At 71.5% G+C, this 15,863-nt stretch carries 16 protein-coding genes; 5 read left to right on the top strand and 11 right to left on the bottom strand.

Going from position 1 to position 15,863, the window contains the following annotated elements:
• Positions 1-309 precede the first annotated feature (309 nt).
• On the top strand, positions 310-450 hold the full coding sequence (locus tag C7456_RS17015) for a PIN domain-containing protein (RefSeq protein ID WP_139942971.1): 141 nt from the start codon (positions 310-312) through the stop codon (positions 448-450).
• Between the two features lie 253 nt (positions 451-703).
• Positions 704-1,165 (top strand): hypothetical protein, encoded by a 462-nt coding sequence (locus tag C7456_RS16075; protein ID WP_109724816.1) that lies wholly within the window; start codon positions 704-706, stop codon positions 1,163-1,165.
• Positions 1,166-1,234: 69 nt separating this feature from the next.
• Here the strand turns inward: C7456_RS16075 and C7456_RS16070 are convergent, their stop codons facing one another.
• The 5 genes from C7456_RS16070 to C7456_RS16050 all read right to left on the bottom strand — a co-directional run bounded on the left by C7456_RS16070 (position 1,235) and on the right by C7456_RS16050 (position 7,514).
• Positions 1,235-2,824, bottom strand: a complete 1,590-nt coding sequence (locus C7456_RS16070) for an MASE1 domain-containing protein (RefSeq protein ID WP_109724815.1) — start codon at positions 2,822-2,824, stop codon at positions 1,235-1,237.
• A 319-nt stretch (positions 2,825-3,143) separates the two neighbouring features.
• Entirely contained in the window at positions 3,144-3,371 is a 228-nt protein-coding gene (locus C7456_RS16065) for a hypothetical protein (protein WP_109724814.1), read from the bottom strand.
• A 111-nt stretch (positions 3,372-3,482) separates the two neighbouring features.
• Positions 3,483-5,165 carry a cation:proton antiporter domain-containing protein gene (locus C7456_RS16060; RefSeq protein WP_109724813.1) on the bottom strand — a complete coding sequence of 561 codons (1,683 nt, stop codon included), beginning with the start codon at positions 5,163-5,165 and terminating at the stop codon, positions 3,483-3,485.
• A gap of 118 nt (positions 5,166-5,283) precedes the next feature.
• Positions 5,284-7,107 carry a DNA helicase RecQ gene (gene recQ / locus C7456_RS16055; protein ID WP_425454642.1) on the bottom strand — a complete coding sequence of 608 codons (1,824 nt, stop codon included), beginning with the start codon at positions 7,105-7,107 and terminating at the stop codon, positions 5,284-5,286.
• 65 nt (positions 7,108-7,172) lie between these two features.
• A complete protein-coding gene (locus C7456_RS16050) occupies positions 7,173-7,514 on the bottom strand; it encodes an MGMT family protein (RefSeq protein WP_109724811.1) in 342 nt (113 codons plus the stop codon).
• 68 nt (positions 7,515-7,582) lie between these two features.
• On the opposite strand from C7456_RS16050, the gene C7456_RS16045 reads away from it, so the two are divergent.
• Complete coding sequence (locus C7456_RS16045) at positions 7,583-7,987, top strand: hypothetical protein (RefSeq protein ID WP_109724810.1); 405 nt, start codon at positions 7,583-7,585, stop codon at positions 7,985-7,987.
• Positions 7,988-8,200: 213 nt separating this feature from the next.
• Here the strand turns inward: C7456_RS16045 and C7456_RS16040 are convergent, their stop codons facing one another.
• Both C7456_RS16040 and C7456_RS16035 read right to left on the bottom strand, forming a co-directional pair.
• The gene (locus C7456_RS16040) at positions 8,201-9,325 is read right to left on the bottom strand and encodes an inorganic phosphate transporter (protein WP_109724809.1); all 1,125 of its coding nucleotides are present in this window, start codon (positions 9,323-9,325) and stop codon (positions 8,201-8,203) included.
• A gap of 11 nt (positions 9,326-9,336) precedes the next feature.
• Complete coding sequence (locus tag C7456_RS16035) at positions 9,337-9,966, bottom strand: DUF47 domain-containing protein (protein WP_109724808.1); 630 nt, start codon at positions 9,964-9,966, stop codon at positions 9,337-9,339.
• 137 nt (positions 9,967-10,103) lie between these two features.
• Here C7456_RS16035 and C7456_RS16030 point away from each other — a divergent pair, with 137 nt between their 5' ends.
• Entirely contained in the window at positions 10,104-11,429 is a 1,326-nt protein-coding gene (locus C7456_RS16030; RefSeq protein WP_109724807.1) for a hemolysin family protein, read from the top strand.
• A 67-nt stretch (positions 11,430-11,496) separates the two neighbouring features.
• Here the strand turns inward: C7456_RS16030 and C7456_RS16025 are convergent, their stop codons facing one another.
• Positions 11,497-12,255 carry an RNA methyltransferase gene (locus tag C7456_RS16025; RefSeq protein ID WP_109724806.1) on the bottom strand — a complete coding sequence of 253 codons (759 nt, stop codon included), beginning with the start codon at positions 12,253-12,255 and terminating at the stop codon, positions 11,497-11,499.
• A gap of 260 nt (positions 12,256-12,515) precedes the next feature.
• Here C7456_RS16025 and C7456_RS16020 point away from each other — a divergent pair, with 260 nt between their 5' ends.
• Complete coding sequence (locus C7456_RS16020; RefSeq protein WP_109724805.1) at positions 12,516-13,319, top strand: inositol monophosphatase family protein; 804 nt, start codon at positions 12,516-12,518, stop codon at positions 13,317-13,319.
• 223 nt (positions 13,320-13,542) lie between these two features.
• Here the strand turns inward: C7456_RS16020 and C7456_RS16015 are convergent, their stop codons facing one another.
• The 3 genes from C7456_RS16015 to C7456_RS16005 are packed head-to-tail and all read right to left on the bottom strand — an operon-like array spanning position 13,543 to position 15,845.
• A complete protein-coding gene (locus tag C7456_RS16015; RefSeq protein ID WP_109724804.1) occupies positions 13,543-13,938 on the bottom strand; it encodes a YciI family protein in 396 nt (131 codons plus the stop codon).
• Positions 13,939-13,986: 48 nt separating this feature from the next.
• A complete protein-coding gene (gene hda, locus C7456_RS16010) occupies positions 13,987-14,685 on the bottom strand; it encodes a DnaA regulatory inactivator Hda (RefSeq protein WP_109724803.1) in 699 nt (232 codons plus the stop codon).
• Positions 14,682-15,845, bottom strand: coding sequence for an AI-2E family transporter (locus C7456_RS16005; protein WP_109724802.1), 1,164 nt, complete (start codon positions 15,843-15,845; stop codon positions 14,682-14,684). The genes hda and C7456_RS16005 overlap by 4 nt, the downstream gene beginning before the upstream one ends.
• Between the last annotated feature and the right edge of the window lie 18 nt (positions 15,846-15,863).

Below are 15,863 nucleotides of genomic sequence, written 5' to 3'. Positions count from 1 at the left end.
GAAGTCTGCTACCGTTTCAATCACCGCGGAGAAGACCTTAAACCACTGTTTTTAAGGCTTCTTCGGCAGATTTCGATCCAGGAATTGCGACCCATTTTGGTCCGGAAAGCTTAGGAATTACCTTTTGTTGTGCGCGTCCTATTGGCAGCACAGTGGGAACGCCTGCCAACATCGTTTGAACATAAAGCTCAACCAATGGTTGAAACCAAACTTCGAACCCCATGCGATGGGTAGTACATCCCCGACGGTTTCGGTCGTCGGGCCGCACGCCACCTCTCGAGGTGGCGTTGCCTTTTCCAGGGAATGGAAATGCGCACAGCCATCCATGTGGACGGCTTCAACTTGTTCCACTCCCTGCTCGAAGGGAGGAAGGGCAAGAAGTGGCTTGATCTGAAAGCAATGGCGCCAGGCGCATTGCAGCCTCACGACGAAATATGCCTCGTGCGCTAAGGCAGCAGCAGATGATGGCAGCGCAGATAGTCGGCTTGTGTCTCGAACTCGGGCGGTTCGTCAGAATCACCGCACCATGCCGGGATGCGGCCTGCGCGACAAGCTGCCGCCAGGCGGCTGGAACAGCGCCGGCTCCGGCGATCGGAGCCCCCCCCTTCCGCGTTTAGCGACCTCCGCACGGAAATCATCTTGGGCGGTGCTACATTGGACGGGCTCATCCCAGAGCTCAAGCCACTTTCGAGGGGAAAGGCTTATGTTCAAACGCATTCTGTGGCGCTCCGCACTGACGGGGCTGATCGCGATGGCGTGCTCCCTGCCCGCGCTGGCGGACCAACCCCCGGCCAACGACCTGGGCAAGTCCTGGCCGAACGCGCCGGACGTCAGCGCAAGCCCGCACTGGCATGTCTACGTGTTCGTCCGCGACGGCGTCCGCTACATCCAGATCAACGACACGAACGGCAACGTGCGCGGCGCCTTCGCCACGGCCAACGGCGTCTACCTGGTGCTGCCGATGGGGCGCGACGCCCAGCTGGTGACCACCCCGCAGGACGCACCGGCCACGCAGCCGGACGACGCCTCGCAGCAAGGCGAGACCGTCTACCAGGACAGCTCGGTGCAGGTGACGGCGACGCCGCTGGTCAGTGGCGCGGTCATGCTCAACGCCGTGGCGACCGGCAATTGCGATCCGATCGAGTGCAATACGCACAAGCAGTGATTCAAGGAAAACCGGCATAAACGAACGGCGGCCGAGGCCGCCGTTCGTCTATGCGGAATCGGCCAGCAGTCATCCGGGATCGACCAGCAGAATGCTGATCCGCTGGCCATCGCGCAGCGGACGGGCATGCACCTTGCCCTCGAAGATCTCGGCGCGATCGCGGATCGCCTCCAGCCCCATGCCGCCGGTCGTGCGGGACAGGCGCGGCTGCAGCTCCTCCCAGCGTATCCGGCCCAGCCGCTCCACGTTGGCATGGCTGTCGATGCACAGGACCGCCCAGCAGCGCCCGTTGGACACGCCGCAACGCACGCGGACGCGCAGCTCGCTGACGTTGCGCCTGGAACACAGGTAGGCGACCGCCTCGCACGCCAGCCGGTACAGCGCGATGAGCACGGTCGAGGACAGCCGTCCCAACCCGGAGCCGCGGAAGTCGCACCAGTAGGCGATGCCGGCCTCGCTCAGCATGCGCGCCATCGCGCCCTCGCGCAGCGCGCCGGGCAGGCCGCGCTCGCGCCACACCTGCGGGTACAGGCTGTCCGCCAGGCGGTACATCTGCTCCTGCGCCACCACCGCCTGCCGGTGGTAGTTGCGCTCGTCGGTACTGGGCAGCGAGTGCCGCAGCCGGGCCATCATCTGGCCGTAGGTCGACTGCACCGTCTCGCGGATCTGCTCCAGCGCGAAGGAGGTCTGCTGCAGCTGCAGCTCGTTGAGATGGACGTTCCGCTGCGCCAGCGCGAGCGCGAGGCGGGCATCCACGCGCTCCTGCCGCTCGCGCTGCAGCAGCGCGGCAATGCGCGCGCCCAGCAACAGCATGGTGGTGATGGTGAAGGCGATGAAGACCTGGCCCAGCAGCGTGCCGTGGTCGTACTTGGCGGGCATGGTCAGCACCACCGCGATGCTGGCCGCGGTGCCGCCCACCGCCGCGCCGCGCCAGCCATGGCGGAGTGCCAGCCCCGCCACCGGCAGGAACATCGCCATCCGCGCGACCTGCCGCATGTCCGCGGTCGCCACCAGCCCCAGCCAGACCAGCAGGGCCAGGCTCGGCAGGAGCAGCGAAACGCTCTCCAGGAACAGCCGGCTCTCGGACAGACGCGCCCACAACTGCCGCCACGGAGTGACGGCAAGCTCCTGGCGTACCAGCAAGGCCAGCGGCACCACGGTGAGCACACCCAGGTAATTGCCGAGGAACCAGCGGCTGGCAAGCACGGTATATGACAGCGGCGGATAACCTGCAGGAATCGGTGTCACTGCCATGGTCCCAAGGTTCATGGCCGTCCAGACGATGGACACCAGCAGGGCGCACAGCAACAGCACGCCCATATCTACGCCATCCTGGGCCGAGAACAGTGGAAGCCGCTCACGGCATACCCAGACCACCGGCATCGCCAAGCCGATCGGCGGCACCAGTATTAGCACCGACCACAGCCAGCCGAATTCCGGCAGGCAGTTCAGGCTGGTATAGCCCAGCGGAACCAGCTCTCCGGCCAGCAGGGCCGGCCAGTAGCGGTAAGGCACCAGCAGCAGCGCGCCCAGGCGCAGGCCGGCGAACAGAACCCAGTGGGAAAACGAAATTTCGCGGAGCAACGCGAAAGCGGCGGCATATGCCGCCGCAACGGCCAGATGCCGCAGCCAGACGCTACTCCCTGCCCCCTTGCGCATCTTCAGCTACCCCTCAATAGCCTGGATACCGCCCGACTCCCCGTCAGGCCACGACGCCGGCATGCGGAAACGCGCACCGCGCGGCAACTCCATCGATCCGATGGCGAAGTGCGGTCACCGCGCGGTGATCCGGGCACCGACGTCACGGCGCTTCTGCCTTCAAGCATACAACGACCCGAGCCATGGCTGGATGACGCATCCCGTGCCGCTCCTCGCAAAAAGCGATTACCGGCAAGAAGCCATGCGCGAATCGTGCCAAAGGGCCGGGTCCGGACGAATATTTTGGCCGCCGCAGGCCGGCGCGTCGCCGGAGGGCGGGTCAGGCGGCCTCGGGGGAATGGCGGTAGTGGGCCAGCTCGATCGTGGAATCCGGCCCGGGCAGCTCGACCGCCACGTGCCGGCCGGAGCGGTGGTGCTCGTCCCTGGCCAGCGTGCGGGCCAGCCGGATCGCCGGGGCCAGCTGCAGCTGGCTGAACAGCGTCACCTGGCCGATGCAGATGCACCACAGGCCCGCCTTGTCCTCGCGGAGGGAAAACACGATCTTCATGGACGCCACCTGCACGGCCGAAGCCCGCAGAGCATGCCGCGCCGGCCAGCCACGGCGTAGCGGCCGCGAACGCTTCCGCGTGTAGTCCTTTGCCCACAGGCGCGACCGCCTTCAGGCTTCCGCGGCGGGGCCGGCGAGCATCCCGTCCTGCCGGAGCCGGGCCAGCACGCCCTGCGCCACCTCGCGCATCTCCAGCACCACCTGGTCGGCGCCCTGCGCGCGCAGGTGCGCCAGCTCGTCCTGCGACCCGGTGCAGGCCAGGATCGGCAGCCGCGGCTGCGCGAGGCGCGCCACGCGCACCGTCTCGCCGGCCTCGAACACGTCCGGCATCGCCACCACCAGCGAGCGGGCCCGCTCCAACCCGGCGCGCGCCAGCACCTCGTCCTGCGCGGCGTTGCCGGCGATCGTGGCCATGCCCGCCCCGCGCGCCGCGGCCGCGCGTTCCTCGTCGATCTCGATCACCAGCGCCTGCACGCCCGACTGGCGCAGGCCGGCGCAGACCAGCTGGCCGAGGCGGCCGTAGCCGGCCACGACCACGTGGTCGCGCAGCGCGGCGACGGCCGCCTCGGCCGCCGCCGCCTCCGGCGCGGCGCCGGCCTGCGCCGCGCGCGCCTCCAGCCGGGGCTGCATGCGGTCGAGCCAGAGGAACAGCAGCGGGTTGAGCAGGATCGAGACGATCGCGGCGGCGAGCAGGATGTCCTGCGCCTGGCTGCTCACCAGGTTCTGCGCCACGCCCACGCCGATCAGGATGAAGGAGAACTCGCCGATCTGCGCCAGGCTGACCGCGATGGTCAGCGCCGTCAGCAACGGCCGCCGGAACGCCAGCACGATGCCCAGCGCCGCCAGCGACTTGCCGAGCAGGATGACCGCGAGCGCGGCCAGCACCGCCAGCGGCTGCTCCAGCAGCACGTGGTAGTTGAACAGCATGCCGATGGAGACGAAGAACAGCACCGCGAAGGCGTCGCGCAGCGGCAGCGTCTCCTCGGCGGCGTCGTGGGCGAGCTTGGACTCGCCCATCATCATGCCGGCGAAGAACGCGCCCAGCTCGAACGACACGCCGAACAGCCCGGCCGCGCCGAAGGCCACGCCCAGCGCGATCGCCAGCACCGCCAGGCGGAACAGCTCGCGCGAGCCGAAGCGCACGACGCGGGCGAGGGTCCACGGGATCAGCCGCTTGCCGACCACCAGCATCAGCGCGACGAACAGCGCGACCTTGCCCAGGGTCAGCGCGACCGTGCCGGCGAGCGCGCCCGGCGACATCGCCTCGCCGCCCAGCGCGCGCCCCACCGCCGGCAGCAGCACCAGCGCCACCACCATCGCCAGGTCCTCGACGATCAGCCAGCCGACCGCGATGCGGCCGCGCTCGCTGTCCATCAGCCGGCGCTCCTCCAGCGCGCGCAGCAGCACCACCGTGCTGGCCACCGACAGCGCCAGGCCGAACACCAGGCCCTGCGCCAGCGGCCAGCCCAGCACCCAGCCGAGCAGCATGCCGAGCACGGTCGCCGCCGCCATCTGGCCGAGCGCGCCCGGGATCGCCACCGCCTTCACCGAGAGCAGGTCCTTCAGCGAGAAGTGCAGCCCCACGCCGAACATCAGCAGCACCACGCCGAGCTCGGCCAGCTGGTGCGCCAGGTGGCCATCGGCCACGTAGCCCGGCGTGAACGGCCCCACCACCACGCCGGCCAGCAGGTAGCCGGCCAGCGCGGGCAGCTTCAGCCGGTGCGCGACGGCGGCGAACACGAAGGCCAGCACGATGCCGCTGACGATGGTGGCGATGAGGGGAGCGTCATGCATCGGCGTTCCTCGGGCGGAAGGCGGGCGGGCCGCGGGCGCGGTCCGGGTTCACTGCATCATGCCATCCGTTGTAGGGACGCGAAGGACCGCGCGCAAGCACCGGCCCGCGCGCGGAGGCTCAACCGGCGTTGAGCACCGCCAGGAAATCGCGCCCGTAGCGCTTGAGCTTGGCCTCGCCCACGCCGCTGACCTGGGCCAGTTCCTCCTCGTTGGCCGGCATCGCGCGCAGCATCGCCAGCAGGGTGGCATCGTGGAACACCACGTAGGGCGGCACGCCCTGCTGCTTGGCCAGCTGCGTGCGCAGGGCGCGCAGCGCGTCCCACAGCGGCTGCTCGTAGGCCTCGATGCCGAGGCTGGCGCCGGTGACCGGCTGGCTGTCGCGCCGCCTGCGCGCGGCGCGCACCGGGCGCGCGTCCTCGCGCAGATGCACGCGGCGCTCGCCCCTGAGCACCTCGCGGCTGGCCGCGGTGAGGCGCAGCGTGCCGTAGCCTTCCGCGTCCGCCTCCAGCAGGCCGGCGGCGAGCAGCTGGCGGAACACCGAGCGCCAGCCGCGCTCGTCCATGTCGGCGCCGATGCCGAAGGTGGAGAGCCTGTCGTGGCCGAGCTGGCCCATGCGCTCGCTGTCCACCCCGCGCAGGATGTCGATCACGTGGCCGGCGCCGAAGCGCTGGCCGCTGCGGTACACCGCCGACAGCGCCTTCTGCGCCGGCACGGTGGCGTCCCAGGTCCCGGGCGGCTCCACGCAGTTGTCGCAGCGCCCGCACGGGCCGCGGTAGTCCTCGCCGAAGGCGCCGAGCAGCAGCTCGCGCCGGCAGCGCGTGGTCTCGGCGTAGGCCAGCAGCGCCTCCAGCTTCTGCCGCTCGATGCGCTTGCGCTCGTCTGCCGACTCGGACTGGGCGATCATCTGGCTCATCGTCACCACGTCGGCCAGGCCGTAGATCATCCACGCCTCGGCCGGCAGGCCGTCGCGGCCGGCGCGGCCGGTCTCCTGGTAGTAGCCCTCCATCGAGCGCGGCAGGTCCAGGTGCGCCACGAAGCGCACGTCGGGCTTGTCGATGCCCATGCCGAAGGCCACCGTGGCCACCATCACCACGCCGTCCTCGCGCAGGAAGCGCTGCTGGTTGGCCGCGCGCGTGGCTGCGTCGAGCCCCGCGTGGTAGGGCAGCGCCTCGATGCCGGCCTCGGCCAGCCAGGCGGCGGTCTCGTCCACCTTCTTGCGGCTCAGCGCGTAGACGATGCCGGCGTCGCCGCGGTGGCCGTCGAGGAACTGCATCAGCTGCGTGCGCGGATTGTGCTTGAGCGCCACGCGGTAGCGGATGTTGGGCCGGTCGAAGCTGGACAGGAAGCGCCGCGCCTGCTGCAGCGCGAGCCGCTCGACGATCTCCTCGCGCGTGCGCGGGTCGGCGGTGGCGGTGAGCGCGATGCGCGGCACCTGCGGGAAGCGCTCGTGCAGCACGGTCAGCTCGCGGTACTCGGGGCGGAAGTCGTGCCCCCACTGCGACACGCAGTGCGCCTCGTCGATGGCGAACAGCGCCACCTCGATGCTTTCCAGCAACTGCAGGAAGCGCGCGGTGAGCAGCCGCTCCGGCGCCACGTAGAGCAGGTCCAGCTCGCCGGCCAGCAGGCGCCGCTCGACCTCGCGCTGGTCGTCCGCGCCCAGCGCGGAGTTGAGGTAGGCCGCGGCCACGCCGGCCTCGCGCAGCGCGTCCACCTGGTCCTGCATCAGCGCGATCAGCGGCGACACCACGATGCCGGTGCCGGGCCTGAGCAGCGCGGGGATCTGGTAGCACAGCGACTTGCCGCCGCCGGTGGGCATCAGCACCAGCGCGTCGCCGCCCTGCGCGAGGTGCTCGACGACGGCCTGCTGCTGGCCGCGGAAGCTGGCGTAGCCGAAGACGCTGTGGAGGATGTCGAGGGGAGCGCGGGCGGGCATCGCGCACATGCTAGCAAACCGGCCCGGCGCTGCCGTCGGCGCGCGCCGCGGCGGCGCGCCGGAAAACCGCCGCGTCAGCCGCCGGGCAGGCCCCACAGCTCGCGGTCGAGGTCGGCGTCCATGCCGAAGCGCGACAGCGGCACGCGGCCGTTCCTCACCTCCACGCCCTCGGCGCGCAGGCGGCGGCACTGCTCGCGGAAACCGCGGCTGCCCGGCGGGAAGGCGACCTGCCCGCTGGAGCGCAGCACGCGGTACCAGGGCAGCTCCATGCCGTCGGGCACCTCGCCGAGCAGGCGCCCGACCAGCCGCGCCCGCCCCGGCAGGCCCGCGCGCGCGGCGATGGCGCCGTAGCTGGCCACGCGGCCGCGCGGGATCGCGGCGATCGCGGCATAGACGCGGGCATGGCTGTCCTGCATGGGCGTCCCTTGGGCGGTGCGGGGGCCGCAGGTTACCATCGCCTCGGCCCCGTCCAGGAAACCGCACCATGCGCCACTTCGAAGCCGTGCGTTCCCACGTCGGCAGCCGCCACCGGCTGCGCCAGAACGATCCCTACCTGATCAGCTTCGACCTCGCGCTGCCGAAGAGCCGCCACCAGGGCATCTACCTGGCCGAACTGGAGGACGAGGGCGGCCGCCGCTACCTGCGCCTGTCCACGCCGATCGGCCCGCTGGCCGGCACCGACCCCAAGCGCTGCCTGCGCTTCAACTGGGAGCAGCGCACCGGCTTCCTCGCGGTGGCGGACCTGGACGGCTCGCCCTACCTGCACCTGTGCGAGAACCGCCCCTACGAGCTGCTCGACGCCGACGAGCTGGACCGCCTGATCGCCGAGCTGGGCACGCTCGGCGACCAGCTCGAACAGGCGATCGCCCGCGAGGGCGACAGCTTCTGAAGGCTTCCCGCGGGCCGGCTTCGCCCGCCGCGCCGGGGCCGGCGCGCGCATCGCGGCCGGAGGCCGCTCCTACCGGGAGCCTCGCAAGCCTTGGGGGAGCGGCCTCCGGCCGCGATCAGCCTGACGCGAGGCCGCGCGCCGCCTCCACACCCGCCCGCGGTTCATCCCGCCGGCCTTCCTGGCGATCCTCCCCGGAAGCTTTTGAACAAACGCTCAGAAGAACCGCTGCGCCAGCCGCACGAAGGCGTAGGCCAGCAGCGCGGTGATCGGCAGGGTGAGGATCCACGCCCACACCATGCGCTCGACCACGGTCCAGCGGATCGCGTTCCAGCGCCTGGCCGCGCCCACGCCCATGATCGAGGCGGAGACGTTGTGCGTGGTCGACACCGGGATGCCGAAGGCCGAGGCGGTGAGGATCACCGCCGCCGAGCTGCCCTCCGCGGCGAAGCCGTTGATCGGGTGCAGCTTCACCATCTTGTGGCCGAGCGTCTTGATGATGCGCCAGCCGCCGCCGGCGGTGCCGCCGGCCATGGTCAGCGCGCACACCACCGCCACCCAGGAGGGCACGTCGAAGCCGCCCTCGGCGCTGCCGGCGATGCGCAGGAAGCCCAGCCAGGACGGCAGGCGGTCGAACTGCCCCGCCGCGGTGGCGCCGGCCAGCGCCAGCGCGATGATGCCCATGCTCTTCTGCGCGTCGTTCATGCCGTGCGCCAGGCCCATCGCGCTGGCCGAGGCGATCTGCGCCTTGCCGAAGAAGGCGTTGACGAACGGCGTGCGGCCGAAGCGGCGCAGCCAGCCCTTGCGGTCGGCCAGCCAGGCGAACAGCGCGTACAGGCCGCCCATCAGCAGGAAGCCGATCACGAAGCCCATCAGCGGCGACACCACCATCGGCACCACCACCTTCGGGATCACCCCGCTGCCCTGCCACCAGTGCGCGCCGCCCTGCGCCCAGATCACCGCGCCGAAGCGGTCGCCCGAGGCGGCGATCGCCGCGCCCACCAGCGCGCCGACCAGCGCGTGGCTGGAGCTGGACGGCAGGCCCCACCACCAGGTGAGCAGGTTCCACGCCGTGGCCGCCGCCAGCGCGCAGATCAGCAGCTGCGGGCCGGCCTCGACCACGTGCGTGTCGATCAGGCCGGCGGCGATGGTCTTGGCCACCGCGGTGCCCCACAGCGCGCCGGCCAGGTTGGTCGCCGCCGCCAGCAGCACCGCCTGACCGGGCGTGAGCACCTTGGTGGCGACCACCGTGGCGATCGAGTTGGCGGTGTCGTGGAAACCGTTGATGTAGGTGAAGGCGAGCGCGATCAGCACCACCGCGACGACCAGGCCGAGCGTCATGGCGCCGCGCCTCAGGAGTTCTTCAGCACGATGGAATAGACGATGTTGCCGACGTCGCGGCACTTGTCGATCGCCTTCTCGATCAGCTCGAACAGGTCCTTGGCCAGCATCGCCTTCATCGGGTCGCTGCCCTCGGCGTAGAGCGTGCGGTAGGTGGCCACCAGCATGCGGTCGCCCTCCGACTCCAGCGCCTGCAGGCGGTCCTGCAGCTTGCGCACCGGATCGATGCGCAGGCCGCGGCGCAGCTCGCCGATCATCTCCACCACCACCTCGGCCGATTGCTCCAGCACCTGCGCGCGCTGGGCGAAGTCCACGCCGGCCACGCGCTCGTGGACGATCGCGTAGCGCTCGGCGAACTTCTCCACCGTCTTGGGGATCTTGTACAGCGCCGCGTTGAGCGCCTCGATGTCCTCGCGGTCCAGCGCGGTGACGAAGGTGTTGACCAGCTCCTCGCTGATCTGCGCGGCCAGCGCCTTCTCGCGCTGGCGGCTGGCGGCGAAGGCGGCCATGCCCGGCGCGCCGGCGCCGCCGGAGATCAGCTGGCGCAGCGCCCTGGCGCTCTCGCAGGCGGCCTCCGCGCTCTGCTCGAGCAGGCCGTAGAACTTGTCGCCTTTGCCGAAGATCGTCTGCAGGGAAAACATGCGGGGCGCGCCTGGAAGGGGTATATGGCAATCATGTTACAGGACAGCCGCCTTGCACCGCAGCACGGCGGGGATGAAGCCCACGCCCGACAGGCCTTACACTGCGCCCTTATGCCATTCCGCACCCCGCCTCCGCGATGCTGACCGAGATCGCGCTCGTCCTCCTCCTCGCCCTGTGCAACGGCTTCTTCGCGCTGTCGGAGATGGCGCTGGTCGCCTCGCGCAAGAGCCGGCTGCGCGAGATGGCCCAGCACAGCCGCCGCGCCCGGGTCGCCCTGCGCCACGCCGAGGCGCCGGAGTACTTCCTGTCCACCGTGCAGGTGGGCATCACCCTGGTGATGCTGGTCACCGGCGCGGTGGCCGGCGACGCCCTGGGCGACCGCATCGCCGGCGCCCTGAACCACGCCGGGGTCGCCTGGCTGGCGCCCTACGCGCACGCCTTCGGCATCGTGCTGGGCTTCGTGCTGATCTCCTTCCTGCAGATCGTGGTGGGCGAGCTGGTGCCCAAGCGGCTGGCGCTGGCCGCGCCGGAGAAGCTGTCCGGCTACGTCGCCATGCCGATGCTGGTGCTGGCGCGGCTCACCATGCCGTTCGTGTGGCTGCTCAACGCCTCCAGCGGCGCGCTGCTCAAGCTGTTCGGCGTCAGCGGCCAGCGCCACGGCGCGGTGACCGAGGAGGAGATCCGCCTGCTGGTGGCCGAGAGCGCCGAGCAGGGCGTGCTGGACGCCGACGAGCGCAACATGGTCAACCGCGTGCTGCGCCTGGGCGACCGCACGGTGGACAGCGTGATGACGCCGCGCCCGCGCATCGCCTGGCTGGACATGGCCGCGCCGCGCGAGGAGAACATCGCGGTGATGCGCGAGACGGCCTTCTCGCGCTACCCGGTCTACCGCGGCGGCGAGAGCGACGTGGTGGGCGTGCTGGAGGTCAAGAGCCTGCTCGGCGAGCTGGCCGCCGGCGGCTCGCCCGAGCTGTTCCGCAAGCTCGCCAAGCCGCTGTTCGTGCCCGCCACCGCGCGCGCGCTGGACCTGCTGGAGGAATTCCGCGACGCCGAGACGCCGGTGGCGCTGGTGGTGGACGAGTACGGCGACATCGAGGGCCTGGTCACCCTCAACGACCTGCTCGCCGCGGTGGTCGGCGCCACCCAGCTCGGCCACGGCAACGGCGAGGACCACGCGCCGATCGTGCCGCGCGAGGACGGCAGCTGGCTGATCGACGGCTCGCTCTCCAACGACGACCTGCGCGAGCTGCTGCACGTCAACAAGCTGCCCGGCGAGGACGAGCACGAGTACCGCACCGCCGCCGGCATGGTGATGGCCGCGCTGGGGCGCATCCCGCAGGTGGGCGAGGTGTTCGCCTGGCGCGGCATCCGCTTCGAGGTGGTGGACCTGGACGGCGCGCGCATCGACAAGCTGCTGGTCACGCCGGCGCCGCGCATCGAGGCGGCGGACGACGAGCAGTGAGAAGCGAGGAGTGAGTGGAGAGGAGTGAGAGAAGAGCCTGCCACCGCTTTCACTCGCTTCTCTCCACTCACTTCTCTCCCCTGCTCCGGGCAAGCATCGCCATCCGCTCCGCGTCGGCCAGGATGCCGTGCAGGATGCGCAGCTCGCGCTCGTCCGGCTGCGCGCGCTGGAACAGGCGGCGCAGGCGCAGCATGATCGTGGCCGGCTCGCGGCCCTTGTGGAAGTCGATCGCGTCCAGCGTCTGCGCCAGGTGGTCGAAGAAGCGCTCCATGTGCGCCGCGTCCGCCGGCGGCTCGTCGCGCTCCGGCGGCGCGTCCGGCACGGCGCCGCCCAGCAGCGCCAGGCGCTGCTCGTAGGCCATCACCTGCACCGCCTGCGCCAGGTTGAGCGAGCTGTAGTCGTCCACGCTGGGGATGCGCACCATCGCGTGGCAGCGCGCCAGCTCCCCGTTCTCCAGCCCGGTGCGCTCGTTGCCGAACACCAGCGCCACCTGCTCGCCGCGCGCCGCCGCGGCCAGCGCGCGGGCGGCGCCCTCGCGCGGGGTCAGCTCCTCCAGGTTCACCCCGCGCCGCCGCGCCGACAGGCCGAGCGCGAAGGTCGCCCCGGCCAGCCCCTCGACCAGCGAGCCGTGCACGCCGGCTTCGGCCAGCACGCTCACCGCGTTGGCCGCCAGCGCGTCGGCCTCGCGGCTGGGGAACTGCTCGGGCGCCACCAGTTCGAGCCGGGTGAAGCCCATGGTGCGGATCGCCCGCGCGGCGCTGCCGATGTTGCCGGGGTGCGAGGTGCGCACCAGCACGAAGCGGAAACGGGAGGCGAGATCGGTCATGCGCGTTCGACGGGACAAGGGAAACGGGCCCGCAAGCATAGTGGAAGCACCGGCCCGGCCACCGCCCGCCGTCATTCCGGCGCAAGCCGGAATCCAGTCCTGGCAAAACCGCGCGAAGCACGCGATGTTCAAACGTCCTGCGCGCGAAAGGCGCTGGATTCCGGCTTGCGCCGGAATGACGGCGATGGCGCGTCCATGCCCACCCCGCCGGCCTCTGCTAGAATCGCCGGCCGCAACCCGTTCTTTCGAAAGCCGAAGCCATGCCCAGACCCGCCGTCACCATCGCGGCGCGCGCCGCGCGCGCCGCAGGCCACGTGATCCTGCGCTACATGAACCGCATCGACGGCCTCAACGTCGTCGAGAAGCAGCGCATGGACTTCGCTTCGGAAGTCGACCGCCTGGCCGAGGCCGAGATCGTCAAGGAGCTGCGCCGCGCCTACCCCGACCACGCCATCCTCGCCGAGGAAGGCGGCGCCATCGGCAAGAGCCCGCACACCTGGGTGATCGACCCGCTCGACGGCACCCACAACTACCTGCGCGGCATCCCGCACTTCTCCGTCTCCATCGCGCTGGTGGAAAAGGGCGTGCCGGTGTACGGCGTGGTGTTCGACCCGCTGCGCGACGAGCTGTACACCGCCAGCAAGGGCGACGGCGCCTACCTCAACGACCGCCGCATCCGCGTGGGCAGGCGCGAGAACCTGGGCGGCGCGATGATCGCCACCGGCTTCCCCTACCGCCAGCGCGCCCACCTGGACGCCCAGCTGGCGATGACCCGCGCCCTGCTCGGCCAGGCCGAGGACATCCGCCGCTCCGGCTCGGCCGCGCTGGACCTGGCCTACGTCGCCGCCGGCCGCTACGACGGCTACTTCGAGATCGGCCTCAAGCCCTGGGACATGGCCGCCGGCGCCCTGCTGGTGCACGAGGCCGGCGGGCGCTACTGCGACTTCGCCGGCCGCGACGGCCTGCCCGCCAGCGGCAACATCGTCGCCGGCAACCTGCACGTGGCGAAGGCGATGGTCGAGGCGATCGGCGCCAACGCGACGCCGGCGCTGCTGAAGGCCTGAGGCGGCGCTCGTCGCTCGACCGGCCGGCGCGCGGGATCGTCGCCGGGTGAAGGCGTGCAAGCGGCCTGTGGGGGCCGGTCAGCGGCGGCGCGGCATGGCGGGCGGCCGCGATCAGCCCGACGCGAGACCGCCAACGGAACGGCGAGCGCTGCCTGTGCGCCTGCCCGCGCTTCATCCCGCTGGCCTTCCCGGCGCTCTCCCCCGGAAGATTTCGAACAGGCCCTCAGGCGAAATGCCCGGGCGTCTCGCAGGACGCGCGCCAGGCGCTGGCGCGGGCCGGCTCGACCGGGCGGACCTCGCAGCTCAGCCCGCAGGCCAGGCACGGGTTGCCGGCCACCAGCGCGGCGGCCTCGTCCAGGTCGGCCGCCAGGATGAACCAGTAGCCGCCGACGACCTCGCGCGCCTCCGCGAAGGGGCCGTCCGTGACGCCCTGCCGCGAAACCATCCTGCGTTCCCGCGCCAGCCGCTGGCCCGGCTTCATCCGGCCCGCGGCCACCAAGCGGTCGTGCCATTCGTAGAAGCGGTCGATCGCATCCTGGATTTCTTCGGGCGACCTGTCCGCGTCCCACTGCCCGCGCGAGATCACCAGGAATTCGGAAAGCGCCGGCGGTTGCGTCATGCGGTCACCTCGTGGTGGTGGAAAGCGCGGCGGCGGCCCGCCGGGGCGCTACGGCCCGGCCCCGCGCAGCCATTCGCGCAGGAACGGCACGGTGACCCGCCGCTGCGCCGCCAGCGAGGCCTGGTCCAGCCGGTCGAGCAGGTCCAGCAGCGCGCCCATGTCGCGCGCGTAGCGGGCGAACAGCCAGTCCAGCACGGCATCGTCCAGCTCGATGCCGCGCGCGGCGGCCTGGGCCCTGAGCACCTCGCGGCGCTCGGCGTCGTCCAGCGGCTTGAGCGCGAACTGGGTGCACGCGCCGAGCCGCGAGCGCAGGTCGGGCAGCTCCAGGCCGAGCTGCGCCGGCGGCGCGTCGGCGGCGAACAGCAGCGCGCCGCCCTCGGCGCGGGTCTGGTTGTAGAGGTCGAACAGCGCGTGCTCGGCGGCGCGGTCGCCGGCGATCGCGCCCAGGTCGTCCAGCGCCAGCAGCTCGCCGCCGGCGACGCCGCGGATGGCGGCGGCGCGGTCGGCGATCGCCGCCAGCGGCAAGTACTGCGCGCGGCGGCCGGCGGCGCTGGCGGCCTGGCAGGCGGCCAGCAGCAGGTGGCTGCGGCCGGCCCCGGCCGGCCCGTGCAGGTAGATCCAGGGCGCGCCCGGCGTCTCCGCCAGCATCCGCGCCGCGGCGAGCGCGGCGGCGTTGGCGCCGGGGTGGAAGTGCTCGAAGCGCTGGCGGCGCGGCCAGCGCAGGGCCAGCGGAAGCTGCGGGATCATGCGTCGTCGTCGTCCTTCGGCGGCGTGACGGCCTCGGCCTCCACCGAGCCGTCCCGCCGCACGGTGATGTCGACCTCGGCGATCACCGGGTCCTGCGGGCCCTCCACGGTGTAGAGGTCGCTCATCCGGTAGCGCTCCATCAGGTAGCGCAGCACCACCAGGATCACCGAGGCCGCCGGCAGCGCCAGCAGCACGCCGAGGAAGCCGAACAGGTAGCCGCCGGCCAGCACCGCGAACATCACCGCCACCGGGTGCAGGCCGATCTTGTCGCCGACCAGCTTGGGCACCAGCACGTAGCCTTCCAGCAGCTGGCCGACGACGAACACCGCGCAGACCAGCAGCAGGTGCGTCCAGTCGCCGTACTGCACCAGCACGGCGATGATCGCCGCGGCGAAGCCGCTGATGAAGCCCAGGTAGGGCACGAAGCTGAGCAGGCCGGCGATCATGCCGATCAGCGGCCCCACCGACAGCCCCACCGCGCCCAGCCCGGCGCCGTAGAACAGGCCCAGCGCCAGCATCACCAGCAGCTGGCCGCGCACGAAGGCGCCCAGCACGCCGTCCGCCTCGCGCGCCAGGTGCGCCACGGTGGGCTCGACCGAGCGCGGCAGCTGGCGGTCGATGTAGGCCACCAGGCGGTCCCAGTCGCGCAGCAGGTAGAACGCCACCACCGGGATCAGCACCAGGTTGCTCAGCCACATCACCACGCCGATGGACGAGCGCGACACCTTGCCCAGCACCACGCCGGCGACGCTGCCGATCGAGCCCAGGTGCTCCTTCACCGCCGCCACCAGGCGCTGGGTGTCGAACACGTGCGGGTCCAGGTGCAGCTTCACCTGCAGCCACGGCAGCGCGGTGTTCTGGATCCAGTCGCCGTAGCGCGGCAGGTTGCCGATCAGGTTCTCGACCTGGCGCGAGACCAACGGCACCAGCAGCAGCAGCGCGCCGACGAACAGCAGCACCAGCACCACGAACACGATGCTCACCGCCAGCGTGCGGCCCAGCCCCAGGCGCTCCAGCCGGTCGGCCAGCGGATCGCCCAGGTAGGCCAGCGTGGCGGCCACCGCGAACGGCATCAGCACCGGCGCGAGCAGCCACACCAGCCAGCCGATCGCCACGACGATCGCCAGCAGCTGCCAGCGGCGCGCATTGTCCTCGTTCACCCGGCGTCTCCCTGCAGT

The organism is Fulvimonas soli (assembly GCF_003148905.1).
Lineage (GTDB): Bacteria > Pseudomonadota > Gammaproteobacteria > Xanthomonadales > Rhodanobacteraceae > Fulvimonas > Fulvimonas soli.
This window is presented reverse-complemented; position numbering and strand designations above follow the sequence as displayed.